Annotated in this window: 15 protein-coding genes and 1 pseudogene; 8 read left to right on the top strand and 8 right to left on the bottom strand. The window is 71.9% G+C overall.

Annotation, left to right across the window (positions count from 1 at the left end; genetic code table 11):
* The 5 genes and pseudogenes from G3I65_RS52685 to G3I65_RS52665 form a co-directional block, all read left to right on the top strand.
* A pseudogene (locus tag G3I65_RS52685) lies at positions 1-363 on the top strand (hypothetical protein); the annotation flags it as partial.
* Positions 360-713: a ferredoxin family protein gene (locus G3I65_RS52680; protein ID WP_160703711.1), complete on the top strand. Its 354-nt coding sequence runs from the start codon at positions 360-362 to the stop codon at positions 711-713. The pseudogene G3I65_RS52685 and the gene G3I65_RS52680, both read left to right, overlap by 4 nt.
* Entirely contained in the window at positions 710-1765 is a 1056-nt protein-coding gene (locus G3I65_RS52675; protein ID WP_160703709.1) for an LLM class flavin-dependent oxidoreductase, read from the top strand. The genes G3I65_RS52680 and G3I65_RS52675 overlap by 4 nt, the downstream gene beginning before the upstream one ends.
* On the top strand, positions 1762-3984 hold the full coding sequence (locus G3I65_RS52670; protein WP_160703707.1) for a molybdopterin-dependent oxidoreductase: 2223 nt from the start codon (positions 1762-1764) through the stop codon (positions 3982-3984). Before G3I65_RS52675 ends, G3I65_RS52670 begins: the two co-directional genes overlap by 4 nt.
* Positions 3984-4475 carry a flavin reductase family protein gene (locus G3I65_RS52665; RefSeq protein WP_160703705.1) on the top strand — a complete coding sequence of 164 codons (492 nt, stop codon included), beginning with the start codon at positions 3984-3986 and terminating at the stop codon, positions 4473-4475. Before G3I65_RS52670 ends, G3I65_RS52665 begins: the two co-directional genes overlap by 1 nt.
* Before the next feature lie 134 nt (positions 4476-4609).
* On the opposite strand, the gene G3I65_RS52660 is transcribed toward G3I65_RS52665, so the two are convergent.
* Positions 4610-5224, bottom strand: coding sequence for an NIPSNAP family protein (locus tag G3I65_RS52660; RefSeq protein WP_160703715.1), 615 nt, complete (start codon positions 5222-5224; stop codon positions 4610-4612).
* A gap of 286 nt (positions 5225-5510) precedes the next feature.
* Here G3I65_RS52660 and G3I65_RS59205 point away from each other — a divergent pair, with 286 nt between their 5' ends.
* Positions 5511-6098, top strand: coding sequence for an MmgE/PrpD family protein (locus G3I65_RS59205; protein ID WP_160703703.1), 588 nt, complete (start codon positions 5511-5513; stop codon positions 6096-6098).
* Here the strand turns inward: G3I65_RS59205 and tcuA are convergent.
* The 7 genes from tcuA to G3I65_RS52620 are packed head-to-tail and all read right to left on the bottom strand — an operon-like array spanning position 6025 to position 13849.
* Complete coding sequence (gene tcuA, locus G3I65_RS52650) at positions 6025-7476, bottom strand: FAD-dependent tricarballylate dehydrogenase TcuA (RefSeq protein ID WP_160703701.1); 1452 nt, start codon at positions 7474-7476, stop codon at positions 6025-6027. The genes G3I65_RS59205 and tcuA overlap by 74 nt on opposite strands.
* A gap of 14 nt (positions 7477-7490) precedes the next feature.
* Positions 7491-8420 (bottom strand): pyruvate carboxyltransferase, encoded by a 930-nt coding sequence (locus G3I65_RS52645; protein WP_160703699.1) that lies wholly within the window; start codon positions 8418-8420, stop codon positions 7491-7493.
* Positions 8413-10029 (bottom strand): AMP-binding protein, encoded by a 1617-nt coding sequence (locus G3I65_RS52640; protein ID WP_160703697.1) that lies wholly within the window; start codon positions 10027-10029, stop codon positions 8413-8415. The genes G3I65_RS52645 and G3I65_RS52640 overlap by 8 nt, the downstream gene beginning before the upstream one ends.
* The gene (locus G3I65_RS52635) at positions 10026-11048 is read right to left on the bottom strand and encodes an LLM class flavin-dependent oxidoreductase (protein WP_160703695.1); all 1023 of its coding nucleotides are present in this window, start codon (positions 11046-11048) and stop codon (positions 10026-10028) included. The genes G3I65_RS52640 and G3I65_RS52635 overlap by 4 nt, the downstream gene beginning before the upstream one ends.
* 46 nt (positions 11049-11094) lie before the next feature.
* A complete protein-coding gene (locus G3I65_RS52630; RefSeq protein WP_160703693.1) occupies positions 11095-12099 on the bottom strand; it encodes an Ldh family oxidoreductase in 1005 nt (334 codons plus the stop codon).
* Positions 12096-13394, bottom strand: a complete 1299-nt coding sequence (locus G3I65_RS52625) for an MFS transporter (protein ID WP_160703691.1) — start codon at positions 13392-13394, stop codon at positions 12096-12098. The genes G3I65_RS52630 and G3I65_RS52625 overlap by 4 nt, the downstream gene beginning before the upstream one ends.
* 32 nt (positions 13395-13426) lie before the next feature.
* Positions 13427-13849: a flavin reductase family protein gene (locus G3I65_RS52620; protein ID WP_375336790.1), complete on the bottom strand. Its 423-nt coding sequence runs from the start codon at positions 13847-13849 to the stop codon at positions 13427-13429.
* 132 nt (positions 13850-13981) lie between these two features.
* On the opposite strand from G3I65_RS52620, the gene G3I65_RS52615 reads away from it, so the two are divergent.
* Positions 13982-14503, top strand: a complete 522-nt coding sequence (locus G3I65_RS52615) for a MarR family winged helix-turn-helix transcriptional regulator (RefSeq protein ID WP_160703687.1) — start codon at positions 13982-13984, stop codon at positions 14501-14503.
* Between the two features lie 38 nt (positions 14504-14541).
* Positions 14542-14908, top strand: a 367-nt coding sequence (locus G3I65_RS52610) for a 3,4-dihydroxy-2-butanone-4-phosphate synthase (RefSeq protein ID WP_239071983.1), incomplete at its 3' end; no start/stop codon positions are given.

Genomic DNA, 14908 nt, shown 5'->3' with positions numbered 1-14908 from the left:
CGGCACGCTCGTTCGGCCGCCCGCGCACCCCTGCGCCCGGCGGGCCGCGCCGGGATCCGCCCCGGTGGACGTCCGGCCGCGGTGGACACCGCCGCTGTCGTCGATGTCGTGCGGGAGGAGCTGAACGCCTACGACAAGAACATGTTCCGCGACGAGCCGGGTCTCCGTGCCTCTTTGTCTACATTGGATTCCCTGTGGACGGAGGTCGAGTCCGCGCTCACGGGGGAAGGCCGCGACGCCGTGTCCGCGCGCGAAACCGCGTCACTGGTCGCGATGGGCCGCTGGGTCAAGGAAGCGGCGTTGCAGAGGCCGGAAACACTCGGCATGCACTGGCGTACGGACCGGCAGGAGGCCGCCGCGTGATCGAACTCGTCCTCGCCGACCGGTGCATCGCCTGCGACAAGTGCGTCCAGGTGTGCCCCAGCGACGTCTTCGACGCGGTCCCGGACGCCCCGCCGTCCATCGCCCGGCAGAGCGACTGCCAGACGTGCTTCCTCTGCGAGCTCTACTGCCCGGTCGACGCCCTGTTCGTCGACCCCGACTGCCGCACCCCCGTGGCCGTCGACGAAACCGCCGTCCGGGCTTCGGACTGGCCCGCGCAGTACCGGCGCGACTCCGGCTGGGGCCGGTCGCGCCGCACCCATGCCAACGAAAGCTGGCGGATGAGCGACATCTTCGCCGCCGCCCGCGCCCTGGGACAGGAGACCCCGTGACACTCGAATTCATCGGTTACGCCGCCGGCCGCCAGACCAGTGAGATCGTCGCTGCCGAAGGGCCGGTCATCCAGCCCGGCTACCTGCGCGAAGTCGCCCGCACCCACGAGGAAGCCGGGTTCGACCGCGTGCTGATCGCCCAGTCGGCGAGCAGCCCGGACGGGTTCGTCCTCGCCGACCAGGTCCTCGCGGCCACCGAGCGGCTCGGCGTGCTGCTGGCCCACCGGCCCGGGTTCGTCGCGCCCACCCAGCTGGCCCGCAAGTTCGCCACCCTCGACGCGTTCCACCCCGGCCGGATCGCGCTGCACGTGATCACCGGCGGCGACGACGCCGACCAGGCCCGCGACGGCGACTTCACCGACAAGCCCACCCGCTACCGCCGCACCGACGACTTCCTGTCCGTGGTGCGCCGGACGTGGGAGTCGGCCGAGCCGTTCGACCACGAAGGCGAGTTCTACCGGGTCCGCGGCGCGCTGTCCGACGTCCGCCCGGCCGCCGGGATCCCGGTGTACTTCGGCGGCGCGTCGGCCGACGCGATCCGGGTCGGGGCAAAGCACGCCGACGTCTACGCGTTCTGGGGCGAACCCCTGGCCGGGATCGCCGAGCGCATCGAGCAAGTGCGAGCGGCCGCCCGGCGGGACATCGCGTTCAGCGTCAGCCTGCGCCCCATCCCCGCCGCGACCGAGTCCGAGGCGTGGGAGCGGGCGCGGGACATCCTGCGGCTCACCCAGGACCGCGTCGGCGAATTCAAGGGCCGCCGCGATTCGAGCGAAGCCGTCGGCTCGCAACGGCTCCTGGAGGCCGCGGCGACCGGTGACGTGGTCGACGAGCGCCTGTGGACCGCGGTGGCCAAGACGACCGGCGCCGCCGGGAACTCGACCGCGCTGGTCGGCAGCTACGAGCAGGTCGCGGACTCGCTGCTGGACTACGTCCGGCTCGGCGTCGGCACGCTGCTGATCCGCGGGTTCTCGCCGCTGGCCGACGCTCGTGACTACGGCACCCTCGTCAAGCTGGTCCGGGAACGCGCCGACGCCGTTACCGTCGGCGCATGAAGCCGAGCACATCGCACTGGGGCGCCTTCTCCGCCGAGGTCGACGCCGAAGGCCGGCTGCGCGTCGCACCGCACCCCGCCGACCCGGCACCGTCACCCCTGCTCGGCAACCTGGCCGCCGCGCTCGACCACCCCACCCGGGTGACCCGGCCCGCGGTCCGCCGCGGCTGGCTCGAGCACGGCCCCGGACCGGACGATCGTCGCGGCCGCGACGAGTTCGTCGAGCTGCCCTGGGACGAGGTGCTCGACCTGCTGGCCGCCGAACTGGACCGCGTCCGGACCGAGCACGGCAACCAGGCGATCTTCGGCGGCTCCTACGGCTGGGCGAGCGCCGGACGCTTCCACCACGCCCAAAGCCAGCTGCACCGCTTCCTGAACACGATCGGCGGCTTCACGGCGTCGCGGAACAGCTACAGCAACGGCACGTCCTCGGTGCTGCTGCCGCACGTCGTCGGCGACACCCACGCCGTGCTGCGGCAGGCGTCGACCTGGCCGACGATCGCCGCGCACACCGAGCTGATCATCGCGTTCGGCGGCGTGCCGGAGAAGAACGTGTTCGTCACGCCCGGCGGGGTCACCGTCCACGGCACCCCCGGCCACCTCGCGCGGTTCGGCGGCCGCGTCGCGCTGGTCAGCCCGTTGCGCGACGACATACCGTCCACTGTGGATGCGCGCTGGTACCCGATCCGGCCCGCGACCGACACCGCGCTGATGCTGGCGCTGGCCCACACGCTCGTCGCCGAAGGCTTGCACGATCGCGCGTTCCTCGACCGCTACTGCGTCGGCTACCCGGAGTTCGAGCGGTACCTGCGCGACAAGAACCCGGAGTGGGCGGCGGCGATCACCGGCATCCCGGCCGCGGACATCGTCGCACTGGCCCGGGAAATGGCCGCGCACCGGACGCTGATCACCGTGACGTGGTCGTTGCAGCGCACCGAACACGGCGAGCAGCCGGTGTGGGCGGGCATCGCGCTGGCCGCGCTGCTCGGCCAGATCGGCCTGCCCGGCGGCGGGTTCGGCCACGGCTACGGCTCGATGGGCGACGTCGGCGACACCGGCCCCGAGCTGCGCGTCCCGTCCCTGCCGCAGGGCGTGAACCCGGTGGACGAGTTCATCCCGGTGGCGCGGATCGCCGACCTGCTGCTGCACCCGGGCGAGACTTATGACTACGACGGCGAAGTCCGCCGCTACCCCGACACCCGGCTCGTGTACTGGGCGGGCGGCAACCCCTTCCACCACCACCAGGACCTCAACCGCCTGCGCCGCGCGTTCACCCGCCCGGACACCGTCGTCGTCCACGAACCGCACTGGACGGCGACCGCCCGGCACGCCGACATCGTCCTGCCCGCGACAACGACCTTGGAACGCGAGGACCTCGGCTCCGGCCGCCGCGACACCCACCTGATCGCTATGCACCGGATCGCACTGCCCGCCGGAGAAGCGCGGGACGACTACGCGATCTTCGCGGAGCTGGCCTCCCACCTCGGCGTCGCCGACGCGTTCACCGAAGGCCGCACGGCCCGGCAATGGCTTGAACACCTCTACGGCAGCTGGCGCGACGAACCGGCGTTCGAGCGGTTCTGGGCCGATGGCGAGCTGCGGCTGCCGCCCGGCCGCGAGCACCACACACTGTTCGCCGACTTCCGCGCGGACCCGGACGCCCATCCCCTGCGCACCCCGAGCGGCCGCATCGAGATCACGTCGGCCACCATCGCGGGCTTCGGCTATCCGGACTGCCCCGGCCACCCGGTGTGGCTGCCGCCGAGCGAAACCGGGCCGCTGTGGCTGATCGCGAACCAGCCGCACACCCGCCTGCACAGCCAACTCGACGCCGGCGACGTCAGCAGTGCCGGAAAAGTAGCCGGTCGCGAGCGGATCCGCCTCAACCCGGCCGACGCGGCAGCCCGCGGCATCACGGCGGGCGACGTGGTCCGGGTGTTCAACGACCGCGGCGCCTGCCTGGCCGGCGCGGTCCTCGACGACGCCCTCCGCCCCGGCGTCGTCCAGCTCCCGACCGGCGCCTGGTTCGACCCGGTCGACGACCACCCCACCGGCCCACTGTGCGCCCACGGCAACCCGAACGTCCTCACCGCGGACATCCCGTCGTCCCGGCTGTCGCAGGGCTGCGCCGGCCAGCACGCCGCCGTTGACGTCGAACGCTTCACCCGCCCCGCCCCGCGCGTGCGGGCCCTGCATCCCCCGCTTCGGAAAGGACGCTGATGATCGACCTCCAGTCCGTGACGTCCGAGAGCCACCTGCGCGAAGCCTTCGGCTGTTTCCCCTCCGGCGTCACCGCGGTGTGTGCCCTCGTCGACGGAGTACCCCGCGGCATGGCTGCCAGCTCGTTCACCTCGGTCTCGCTGTCGCCGCCGCTGGTGTCGATCTGCATCCAGCGGACGTCGTCGACCTGGCCGCTCCTGCGGAACCGGCACCGGCTGGGCCTCAGCGTCCTCGCCGAAGGACAGGACGACGCCTGCCTCAGCCTGTCCGCCCGGCACGGCGACCGCTTCCGCGAGGTCGAGTGGGAGCCCGGCCCGGACGACAGCGTGTTCATCAGCGGTTCGAGTGCCTGGCTCGAGTGCTCCCCGCATGACGAGGTCCCGGCCGGCGACCACGTGATCGCGCTCCTGAAGATCCACCGCCTGCGCACGGCCGGAACACCACCGCTGGTCTTCCACGGCAGCCGCTTCCGCCGGCTCGCCGCTGTGTGAATTCCCGGCCTCACGCCGGACGCAACCCGCCGATCAGCAGGTCGAGCTGGTAATCGAAGTCCCCGCAGCCAAGCAGGTCGAGCCGCAGAAGCGATCGACAATGTTTCCACGGTGCCGCCGAGGCGTCTCACGGCTCAGTGCAGCGGCGAAAAAGCGGTGGGAATAGCGATGCTGGAGGTCGCGCGGGCAATGTTCTCCGGGCCGTTCCGCGGGGGCCAGATCCCGCGTTCGTAGGACTCGCGGCGGATGGCCAGGCGATCGTCGAGACCGGGGAACGGCCAGATGTGCGTGATGCGCGGGATCCCGTCCAGGCCGTACATCGCCGTGGTGAGGGGAAAAAGCTTGGTGCGTTCGGGGAGTGCGGCTTCCCAGCCCGCCATGGTGGGCAGCAGGCCGCCGACCTTCAATTCGTAGGTGCGGAACTCGTAGACGTCGCCGTAGTGTCCGGTTTGGACGGGTGGGACGAACGGGAACGGCGCATAGCTGTTGACGGTGAACGACTCCAGGTGCTCGCCGATCCCGAACGGATCGGAACTGGTGAGGGTCCGCTGCCGCTCGTCGGCGAGTGCTCCCGCGTCCTCGAACTCGCGGAGCAGCAAGACCCGGCCGACGATCTCCCCGTGCTCGGTCTCCCAGCAGCCGAGCAGCCTGCCGCGCGCCGACGCGCCTGCGGCGTATTCCTCGAGTGCGGAAAGCGCCTTGGGCACCGTGTAGAGCTTCAGTGCGAGATGGGCGAGTTCGTACAGCACCACAAGGCCTCCATAAGCATGCGAATCTTCTGTCAGCATGCTTATACTAACAGGTGTGCACGACGATAGTCGCGGCCACCACGGAAGGATGCAGGCGCGGCGCTGATCCTGGGCGCCGCAGCCGCGCCGACGCGGCCTGCCTCACCAGCGTGCCCGCGGCGGCGTCCGGTCGAACGGACGCCCACGTCGACAGCTCGTTCCCGCCCCGTGCTCTCCCCCGCTCTGCCGGCACTGGCAGGACAGGTCGGAGCCCCCGACGGGCGGTTGCTGTCCGCGGCGGACCGCCGTGTGCGCCCGCCTGCTCGCTCTCGACGAGGCCACGACTCGGGCGGTGCCCGGCATCGCGGCCAATGCGGCGTGCGGCTTCGACGAGTGGGCGCGGGCAGGTACCCAGGAGCACGTGCCGCATTCGGCGATGGCCGCACGGGCCGGTGTCGAGCCGGCCCTGCTGGCGAGTGCCGGGCTGACCGCATCCGGCGCGGTGGTCGACGGTGCATCGGGGTTGCTTGCGGCATTCGGCGCACGAAGCCGGGCGCGCCGGCTGACCGCCGGACTCGCGACCCGCTTCGCGATCCGCGACATCGTGCACGAGCCCGCCCCGGCCTGCGCCTTCGTTCAGGGCCTTGCCGGCTCGCGGAGGAGATCGCGCGGCGGCACCGCCCCGATCCGGCCCACATCGAATCCGTCCTCATCGGACTCGCCGACCAGGCGGCCCGCGCGGCTCAGCGTGGCCTCCGTGCACGCGGCGTGCGTCGACGGCCTGGATCGGGCATCCTCCGTGGCCTGGCCGCTGCACACCCTCAGTCACGCTGAGGCATGGCCTCACTCGCCGCGGTCCGGCCCGCCGCGCGCCCGAACACCGCGGCCCGCATGAGGGCGGCGCCGCCGGGATAGTCACCGTAGAACAGGCCGCCGGTGGCCTCGCCCGCCGCGTACAGGCCCGGCACCGGCGTGCCGTCGGAGGCCAGCGCGCGCCCGTCGGGGTCGATCCGCACGCCGCCGAACGTGAACGTCAGCCCGGCGGTCGCGTGGTAGGCGACGAACGGCGGGCGGTCGAGTGGGGTGGCCCAGTGCGACTTGGCCGGCGTGATCCCCGTCGTGCGGCCGTCGTCCCGGCACGCACGGTTGAACTCCTCGATCGTGCCCACCAGTGCCTCGGCGGGCACGCCGATGCGTTCGGCGAGTTCGGGCAGGGTCTGCGCGGTGACCGGGACCGCGGCCCCGGCGAACTCGTCGGCCACGCGCGCCGCGGTGCGCTGGTCGAAGATCTCGTACGCCTCCCGCCCGGGCTGGCGCATGATCGCCTTGCCCATCTTCGAGTAGTTCTTCACCCACGGGCCGGGTCCCTCGTCGACGAACCGCTCGCCGTCGCGGTTGACGAGGACCCCGAGCCAGAACCCGTGCAAGGGGAACGGCGGCGACGCCTCGCTGCGCTCCGGTGCGGGCATGGTCGGGTCCACGGCGGCCGAATGGCAGCTCGCCCAGGTCCCGGCCGCGCCGGCCCCGGCCCGCAGCGCCGCCAGCATCCCGTCGCCCGTCGCCAGGCGCGTGCCGCGCAGTTTCACGTTCTCCCACTCGGGGCCTAGATGCCGGAGCCGCAGCTCGCGATTGGCCTGGAATCCGCCGCTGGCGATCACCACCGCGTCAGCGGGCACCACGCCGTCGTCGGTGAGCACCCCGGTGACCCGCTCGCCCTCGCGGACGACGTCGACGAGCGGGGTGGACCAGCGGAGTTCGACGCCGATCCGCTCGGCGTGGCGCAGCAGCGGCTTGATCACCTCGAACCCGCGCGACATCCCTTCGCCCGTGCTGGTCAGGATCTGTCCGGGCGGCACATGCAGCACGCCGTCTCGCACGCGGGCGCCGAGTGTCCGGTTGAAGGTGAAGCGCACCCCTTTCGCGGCGAGCCACCGCACGGTGTCCAGCGAGCGTTGCGCGAGCGCGGCCACCAGCTCCGGGTCGGCCCGGCCGTCGCTCATCGCCGTCAGCTCGGCCGCGTAGGCCTCGCGGGTGTAGGGCGGCGCGGTGATTTTCCCGGCGCGCAGGCCGGGTTCGAAGTCCTGGGTGATCGAGGTGAGGTCGTCCGGCCCGTCGTAGCGGAACAGGAACAGCCCGCCGGAGAACGCGGCGTTCCCGCCGACGTCGGCACGGCTGCCCTTCTCCAGCAGGACGACGTTCGCGCCGGCTTCGCGGGCGGAGATCGCGGCGGCGAGCCCCGTCAGGCCCGCTCCGGCGACAACGATGTTCGGCATGGGTTCTCCTTGGTTCACCAGCGGAAGGCGAGCGGCCGCCCGGGCCGGTCCGGCACCGGGCCGGTGTGCCGGACGAACCCCTGGCACGGCACGCCGGCTTCGGCGGCCAGCCAGTTCGCGCTGTCGATCAGGCGGGGCAGGTCGATTCCGGTGTCCACACCGGACAGTTCGAGCAGCTGCACGGCGTCCTCGGTGCACACGCCGCCGCCCCGGGTGCCCGGCATGGCCGGATGCCCGCCGCTGCCGGCGAGTGCGGTGTCGATGTTCCGGACGCCGAGGTCGAGCAGCGGGAGCAGCGCGGCCAAACCCAGGCCGCGGGCGTCGTGGATCTGCACGGTGAGGTTCTCGGCGGGGATGCGGGCAAGCGCGGTGGTGACGAGTTCGCGGATCTGGGGTGGTGCCGCGTAGCCGGACGAGTCGGCGAGGATCCAGTGGTCCACGCCGATGTCGAGGAGCCGGCCGGCCAGTGGTTCGAGATCTTCGCCGCCACGAGCGGGTCCGGTGGGGCCACCCCAGGCGAAGATCACGTACGTGCCGAGCACGATGTCGTGGTCGGCGGCGTAGGCGGCCATCCGCTCGAGTTCGGCCAGCGAGTCCACTGTGGAGCGGCCGGTGTTGGCACGGGCGAAGTCCTCGTCGGCGGACAACAGGAACGAGGCGCTGTGCGCGCCCGCGTCGATCGCCCGCGCCAGGCCGCGCAGGTTGCCGACGCAGCAGCCGAGGCGCAGGCCCGGTACGCGCGGAACCGTCGCGAACACCTTCTCGGCGTCGGCGAGTCCCGGGATCAGGTCGGGCCGCACGAACGAAGACAGCTCGAACGCGCGGATCCCGGCGTCGACGAGCCGCCGCACCAGCTCGACCTTGACCTCGGTCGGCGCCACGTGGTCCTGGAACGCCAGGCGTGGCGCGATTTCGCGGATGCGCACCGCCTGCCGCTCAGACATGGCGGGCCGGGGTGAATCCGGCGGCGTGGGCGTCCCAGGCGTCGTCCCGGCCCTGGCCGCGCAGGTCGGTCTTGCGGACCTTGCCGGTCGGCGTGACGGGCAGCTCGTCGACGACGCGGTAGTAGCGGGGGACCATGAAGTGCGGCATGGCCCGGTCGCAGTGCGCGAACAGGCCGGCGAAGTCCACCTGCCGCCCGGATTCCAGCTGCAGGACGGCGAGCACCTCGTCCTCCCCCAGCTCCGACGGGGTGGCGACCGCCGCCGCCGCGACCACGCCGGGGTAGGCGAGCAGGACGGATTCGACTTCGTGGGAGGAGATGTTCTCGCCGCGCCGGCGCAGGGCGTCCTTCTTGCGGTCGATGAAGTAGAAGTACCCGTCCTCGTCCGTGTAGCCGAGGTCGCCGGTGTGCCACCAAAGGTCTTTCATGGTCGCGAGGGTCGCCTCGGGATCACCACGGTAGCCGGCGAACATGATGTCCGCCTGGCACGGCCGGTACACGATCTCCCCGGCCTGGCCGGGTGCCGCGCGGTTCCCGCGTTCGTCGTGGACTTCGACGATCGACGACTCGGTGGGCAGGCCGATCGAGCCGACCTTGCGGGCGTCGAGCGGGTTGTACAGGACGTTCTTGATCTCGGTGAGCCCGTAGCCCTCCACGATGTGCACTCCGAACCGTTCCTCGAACGGATGCAGCACCTCGGGCGGAGCGGGTGCGGCGAACACGCGCTCGACCTGGTGGTCACGGTCCCGTTCGGACGGTGGCCGGGCCAGCAGGACCGGCAGGATCGAGCCCAGCGCGTTGAACTGGGTGACCCGGTGCGCGCGGATCTCGTCCCAGAACCCGCTGGCGGAGAACCGGCGGCCGAGCACCACGGTGGCCCCGGCGGACAGGCCGTGCAGGGTGATGTTGACCTGGGCCGCGCCGTGGAACAGCGGCAGGCACGTGTACAGCCGCTCGTCGGAGGTCGTGCCCAGCTGAGTCGCGCACTCCCGGGCGGCGACGACCTGCATGCGGTTCGGGTACACGACTCCCTTGCTGCGACCGGTGGTGCCGGAGGTGAGCATGATGGCCACCGGGTCGCTGGGGCCGACCCGGGGAAGCTCGCGTGCCGGGTCGCCCGCGGCGAGCAGTTCGCGCCAGCTCAGCACCCGCACCCCTGGCGGAGTACGGCCGGGGGCGGTGTCACCGAGCACCACGACCGTGGTCAGCGTGTGCGGCGGTTCGGAGAGGTCGGCGACGAGTTCGAGCAGTGCGGGCTCGGTGACGAGGAACCGCACGTCGGTGCTGCGCAGGGCGTGGTCGAGGAACTGTCCTTTGTAGGCGGTGTTGACGGGGACTTCGACGAGCCCGGCGCGGGCGGCGCCGAACCACGTCAGCACGTATTCGGCGCGGTTGGGCAGGAGGATGCCGACCGAGTCGCCGGGCGCGGCCCCGACCGCGAGCAGGCCGCGTGCGACTTCGGACACCGCCTGGTCCAGCTCGCCGTAGGTCAGCTCGGTGCCGTCGACCACGAGTGCGGGTTTGCCGGGGTGTTCCCGTGCTCGCGCGGCGATCAGCCCGCCGACGGTTTCCGCCGCGAGCTCTCCGGGCCGCGTGCCGGTTCCGGTCATGCCAGCTCCTTCTTCACCCGGGTCAGGAAGCCTTCCAGGGCCGGGTCCCAGGCCGCCTCGGCGCCGGTGGTCACCAGGAAGGCGTCGACCCCGAGATCACGGTAGGTGCCCAACGTGTTCAGGATGCGGTCTTCGGTGCCGACGAGCGCCTGCGAGTTGGCGAAACCACCCAGCAGTTTCGTCAGCCCGGTCCAGAAGCAGTCGTCGTGCAGTTCCTCCTCGGTCAGCGCGAGCGCCCGTTGCCTGCCGACGGACGTGTCGGTGGACGACGAACGCAGGAACGCGCCGGTGCTTTCGGCGATCTGCCGCTCCACCGCGCGTGCCTGCGCCCAGGCGTCGTCGTCGGTGTCCCCGAGGAACAGCCGCAGGCTCAGGGAGAACCGCATCTTCCGGCCGTAGCCGGCCGCGGCCGCGGTGACCCGGTCGATGCGTTCCTTCGTGCCCGCGAACGGCTCGCCCCACAGCATGTACCGGTCGGCGTGGCGGGCGCCGAAGTCGACCGCGTCGTCGCTTTCGCCGCCCATGAAGATCGGCACCTGGCCCTGCACCGGCTTGGTCAGGATCTTCACCGCGTCGGCGGTGTAGTACTCGCCGTGGTGGTCGAACGGCTCGGGCGAGGTCCAGGTGCGCCGGACGACGTCGAGGTACTCGACCGCGCGCCGGTAGCGCTCGGCCTTGGGCAGGTCGTCCGATTCGCGCCGGAGATCCTTGTCGGAGCCGCCGACGACGACGTTGACGGCGAGCCGCCCGCGGGCCAGCACGTCGAGCGTGGCGAAGTAGCGGGCGGCGGCCACCGGTGGCATGACCCCGGGCCGGTGGGCGACGATCGGCGAGAACTTCTCCGTCAGCGCGAGGGCGAACGGCGCGGTCGCGTGGTTGTGCGGCCAGGTCGAGGAATACCCGACCAAGACGCGGTCGATCGCCTGCGAACGGTCCAGCTCCCGGACCCGCGCGATCATCTCGTCAGGTCCGGTCTCGCCGGTGTCGAGGGGCTGCAGCCCCGTGAAGAATTCGACCATCATGTCTCCTCAGTAGTGTGCGAGCCAGGCTTTGTGCCTGGCGAAGTCATGCGCGCGGAGACCACTCGTGCGCGATCTTCCGCAGGGCGGCGACCACTGGGTCCGGCACCTCGACCGTGCCGCGCCGCAACGCTTCCTCGCGGCAGGCGAAGGATCGGTCGAACGGGACCCGGACGGCGGAACCCCCTGCGACGGGCCGCGTAGCCCGGATCGACTCGGCGTACTCGCTGACGCGGCGGCGGTAGTCGTCCGCGTCGGTGAGCGCGGCCGGATCGACCAGCAGCACGAAGAACCCGCAGTCGGAGATGCCCGGCGGGGCGGCGGACGCGCCGCTCATCATGCCGAGCAACTGCACGACCATGGCCAGCCCGGACCCCTTGTGGCCGCCCCACACGCCGAACGCGCCGTCCAGCGCCGCCGCGGGGTCGAGCGTGGGAGCCCCGGCGGCGTCGTAGGCTTGGCCCGCCTCGAGCTGCTCGCCGAGCCGCGCCTTCAGCACCACTTCGCCGTACATCACGGCGGAGGTGCCGATGTCCCAGATGACCGGCGCCGGCGTCGCGGGGAACCCGAACGCGATCGGGTTGGTGCCGAACCTTCCCTCGGTGCCGCCGTGCGGGGCGACCACCGCGGGCCCGCTGCCCGCGATCATCCCGGCGAGCCCGGCCGCGGCGGCCTTCTCCAGGTAGTAGGAGAACATTCCCGTGTACCAGGTGTTGCGGGCGCCGACCACGGCCATCCCCTGCGCACGGGTTTTCGCCACGGCCAGCTCGAGCGCCCGCATGCCGACGAGGTAGCCCACCTGGTCGCCGCCGTCGACGGTCGCCGACACCGGGGTCTCGGCGGTGACCCGGATCGGCCGCGGCGCCTCGGCCGCGGCGCGGATGCGTTCCACAATGGACAGGGCACGGGCGAGGCCGCCGAACGTCAGCCCCCGCAGTTCGCAGTCGAGCAGGTGATCGGCGATGACGGAGGCCTCGTCCGGGGTGTGCCCGGCCTCCGACATGGCGGCCACGACGAGGCCGTGGGCATCGGACAGGGTCAAGGTGGTCATGGGCTGGACTCCGCGGACAGGGGCCGGGTGGCCGGGGCGGGTTCGGGCCGCGCGGCGCGGCGGGTGAGCGCGAACGCGGCGAGGGCGCTGGCGGCGGCCGCGGCCACCAAGAGATACGCGGGTGCGCGACGGTCGCCGGTCAGTTCGATCAGGGCCTGGCAGATGAACACCGCCGAACCGCCGAGGATGCCGACGGTGACGTTGTAGGAGATGCCGACGACGCTGCCGCGCCGACGCACCGGAACGAGCTGGACGTAAGTGATCGGCGCGATGCCGGAGTAGAACGCCGGGCCCGCCGACAGCAGCAGCGTGCAGCCGACGACCAGCCACCACGGCGGCGCGGTGGCCAGCACGGCGAACAGCGGATAGCTCACCACGAGCACGACGAGCGAGGACACCAGCAGGGCTTTCGGACGCCCCGTCCGGTCGGAGACGCGGCCACCGGCCAGCACCAGAAAGATCCCGGCCACCAGCGCGAACGCGATCACCGAGGTGGCGGTAAGAGCGGACAGGCGCAGCTGGATGAGGTAGCTCTGCACATAGGTGTAGACCATGTAGATGCCGACGATGTGCAGCACGGACACGCCGACGAGCAGCAACACCGCGGACCACTGCCGGTCCACCGCCCTGTCCACTGTGGACGGACGGTGGCGGGCGGCGAGGAACTCCGGTGTCTCGCCGAACCGGCTGCGCAGGTAGAGGCCGATCGCGCCGATGGGCAGAGCCAGCAGGAACGGCACCCGCCAGCCCCAGCCGAGCAGCTGCGCCGGGGTCAGCGCCGCGTTGAGCGACAGCACGACGACCGCGCCGAGCAGGAAACCGGCCAGGCTGCCGACCTGCACGCGGCTCGCCAGCGCGCCACGCCGATCCGGCGGGGCGAACTCGGCGACGTAGATGATCGCGGTGGTGAATTCGCCGCCCGCGGCCAGTCCCTGCGTGAACCGCAGCAGCACCAGCAGGACCGGTGCCGCGATGCCGATCGTCCCGGTTGACGGCAGCAGGCCGATCAGCGTGCTGGCGCCGGCCATCAGCAGCAGGGACGCCACGAGCGCGGGGCGCCGGCCGAGCCGGTCCGCGATCGGGCCGAAGACCAGCGCGCCCGCGGGACGGGCCAGGAACGCCGAGCCGAACACCGCGAACGACGACAGCAGGCCGGCCGCGGTGCTCGCGGCCGGGAAGAAGACCTTGGCCAGCACGGTCGCGAGGAACCCGTAAACCGCGTAGTCGTAGGTCTCCACCGTGTTGCCGATGGAGGCCGCGAGCGTCGTGCGTCTCACTTCCGCCGGTGTGGTCATGACAAGCCTCTCCGTTGAGGTCGGGGCGCGGCTCAGGCCGCGAGGTGGTGGTACCGGCTGCGGAAGAACAGCAGCGGCTCCGCCGCGGTGCCGGCAGCCAGGTCGTCGACGCGGCCGACGACGATGTGGTGGTCGCCGGCGTCGTGCACGGCCTCGATCGTGCAGCCGATCCAGGCCACGACCCCCTCGAGCACGGGATCTCCGTGCGGCCCGGGCCGCCAGGGCAGGCCGGCGAACTTGTCCACTCCGGACACCGCCAGCGCGCGGCAGATGTCCTCCTGACCGGCCGCGAGGACGTTTACGCAGAACGTGCCACTCCGGGCGAGCACCGGAAACGTCGAGGACGCCTTGCCGGGCAGGAACGCCACCAGCGGCGGATCGAGCGAGACCGACGTGAACGACGAGACGGCCATGCCCGCCGGCGCACCGGCCGCGTCCCGTCCGGTGATCGCCACGATGCCGCTGGGGAAATGTCCCAGGACGGAACGGAATCGTGCTGATGTAAGCATGCTGACACCATATAAGCGTGCGGATACGAATGCAAGCATGCTGACGCACGCCTGCCGACGGCGCTCTACGCTGCAGGGGTGACCGACCCCTTGCCCTACATCGATCCGTTCGACGACGGTCGCTCGCCCGCGCACCCGGCGACCGACATGGACGAAGCGTCCTCCCTGATCGACGCCGCGTTCCGGTTCGAGCGCGCGATCTCGCGGATCGGGAACGCGCGGCTGCGGCCGTGGAACATGACGCTGTCCAGCTACACCGCGCTGCGGATCCTGGCCAACCGGCCGCACCTCACGCTGGCTCAGCTGTCCCGGCGGTGCTACGCCCGCCCGCAGACGATGACCCGCATCGTGACCCAGCTGGAGAAGCGCGGGTTCGTCGCTCGCGGCGCCCACCCGGAGAGCGAGCGGGCACTCTCGCTCGAGGTCACCAAGGCCGGCCTCGACGCGCTCGAGGAGATGGGCACCGAGGTGCTCAAGATCAGCGACACACTGGGAGCGGTCCTCGGCCGCGACGAGATCGTCGCCGCCGACCGTCAGCTGCGCCAGGCCGCACTCGTCGTCGAGGGCGAACTGCGGGAGATGGGCCGGACCGAAGAGTAAGCATGCGAATTTAGTGTAAGCATGCTTATACTCGTGTCATGGATCGAATGACCATGGCGCTGGAGGCGCTGCGCGGGGGCCGGCCGGTGCTGGTGACCGACGCCGCCGACCGCGAGAACGAGGGCGACGTGGTGCTCGCCGCGCACGCCGCGACGACGTACTGGACAGCCTGGGCCGTCCGGCACACATCGGGGCTGCTGTGTGCGCCGATGACCGCGCACCGCGCGGCCGACCTGCGCCTGTCCCCCATGGTGGAGCGCAACGAGGACCCACGCGGTACGGCCTACACCGTGACCGTGGACGCGAGAACCGGGGTGACGACGGGGATCAGCGCCGCGGACCGCGCCCGCACCCTGCGGCTGCTCGCGGATCCGGCCGCCGCGGCCACGGACTTCGCCCGCCCCG

Origin of the sequence: Amycolatopsis sp. SID8362 (assembly GCF_010550475.1) — a bacterium.
In the GTDB taxonomy this organism is placed as follows: Bacteria; Actinomycetota; Actinomycetes; order Mycobacteriales; family Pseudonocardiaceae; genus Amycolatopsis; species Amycolatopsis eburnea.
This window is presented reverse-complemented; position numbering and strand designations above follow the sequence as displayed.

What these genes read in the sequence shown, in the direction of transcription:
- G3I65_RS52665 (WP_160703705.1), top strand. Translation starts at nt 3,984, where the DNA reads ATGATCGACCTCCAGTCCGTGACGTCCGAGAGCCACCTGCGCGAAGCC.
- G3I65_RS52645 (WP_160703699.1), bottom strand. Translation starts at nt 8,420, where the DNA reads ATGTCTGAGCGGCAGGCGGTGCGCATCCGCGAAATCGCGCCACGCCTG.
- G3I65_RS52625 (WP_160703691.1), bottom strand. Translation starts at nt 13,394, where the DNA reads ATGACCACACCGGCGGAAGTGAGACGCACGACGCTCGCGGCCTCCATC.
- G3I65_RS52630 (WP_160703693.1), bottom strand. Translation starts at nt 12,099, where the DNA reads ATGACCACCTTGACCCTGTCCGATGCCCACGGCCTCGTCGTGGCCGCC.
- G3I65_RS52635 (WP_160703695.1), bottom strand. Translation starts at nt 11,048, where the DNA reads ATGGTCGAATTCTTCACGGGGCTGCAGCCCCTCGACACCGGCGAGACC.
- tcuA (WP_160703701.1), bottom strand. Translation starts at nt 7,476, where the DNA reads ATGCCGAACATCGTTGTCGCCGGAGCGGGCCTGACGGGGCTCGCCGCC.
- G3I65_RS52670 (WP_160703707.1), top strand. Translation starts at nt 1,762, where the DNA reads ATGAAGCCGAGCACATCGCACTGGGGCGCCTTCTCCGCCGAGGTCGAC.
- G3I65_RS52640 (WP_160703697.1), bottom strand. Translation starts at nt 10,029, where the DNA reads ATGACCGGAACCGGCACGCGGCCCGGAGAGCTCGCGGCGGAAACCGTC.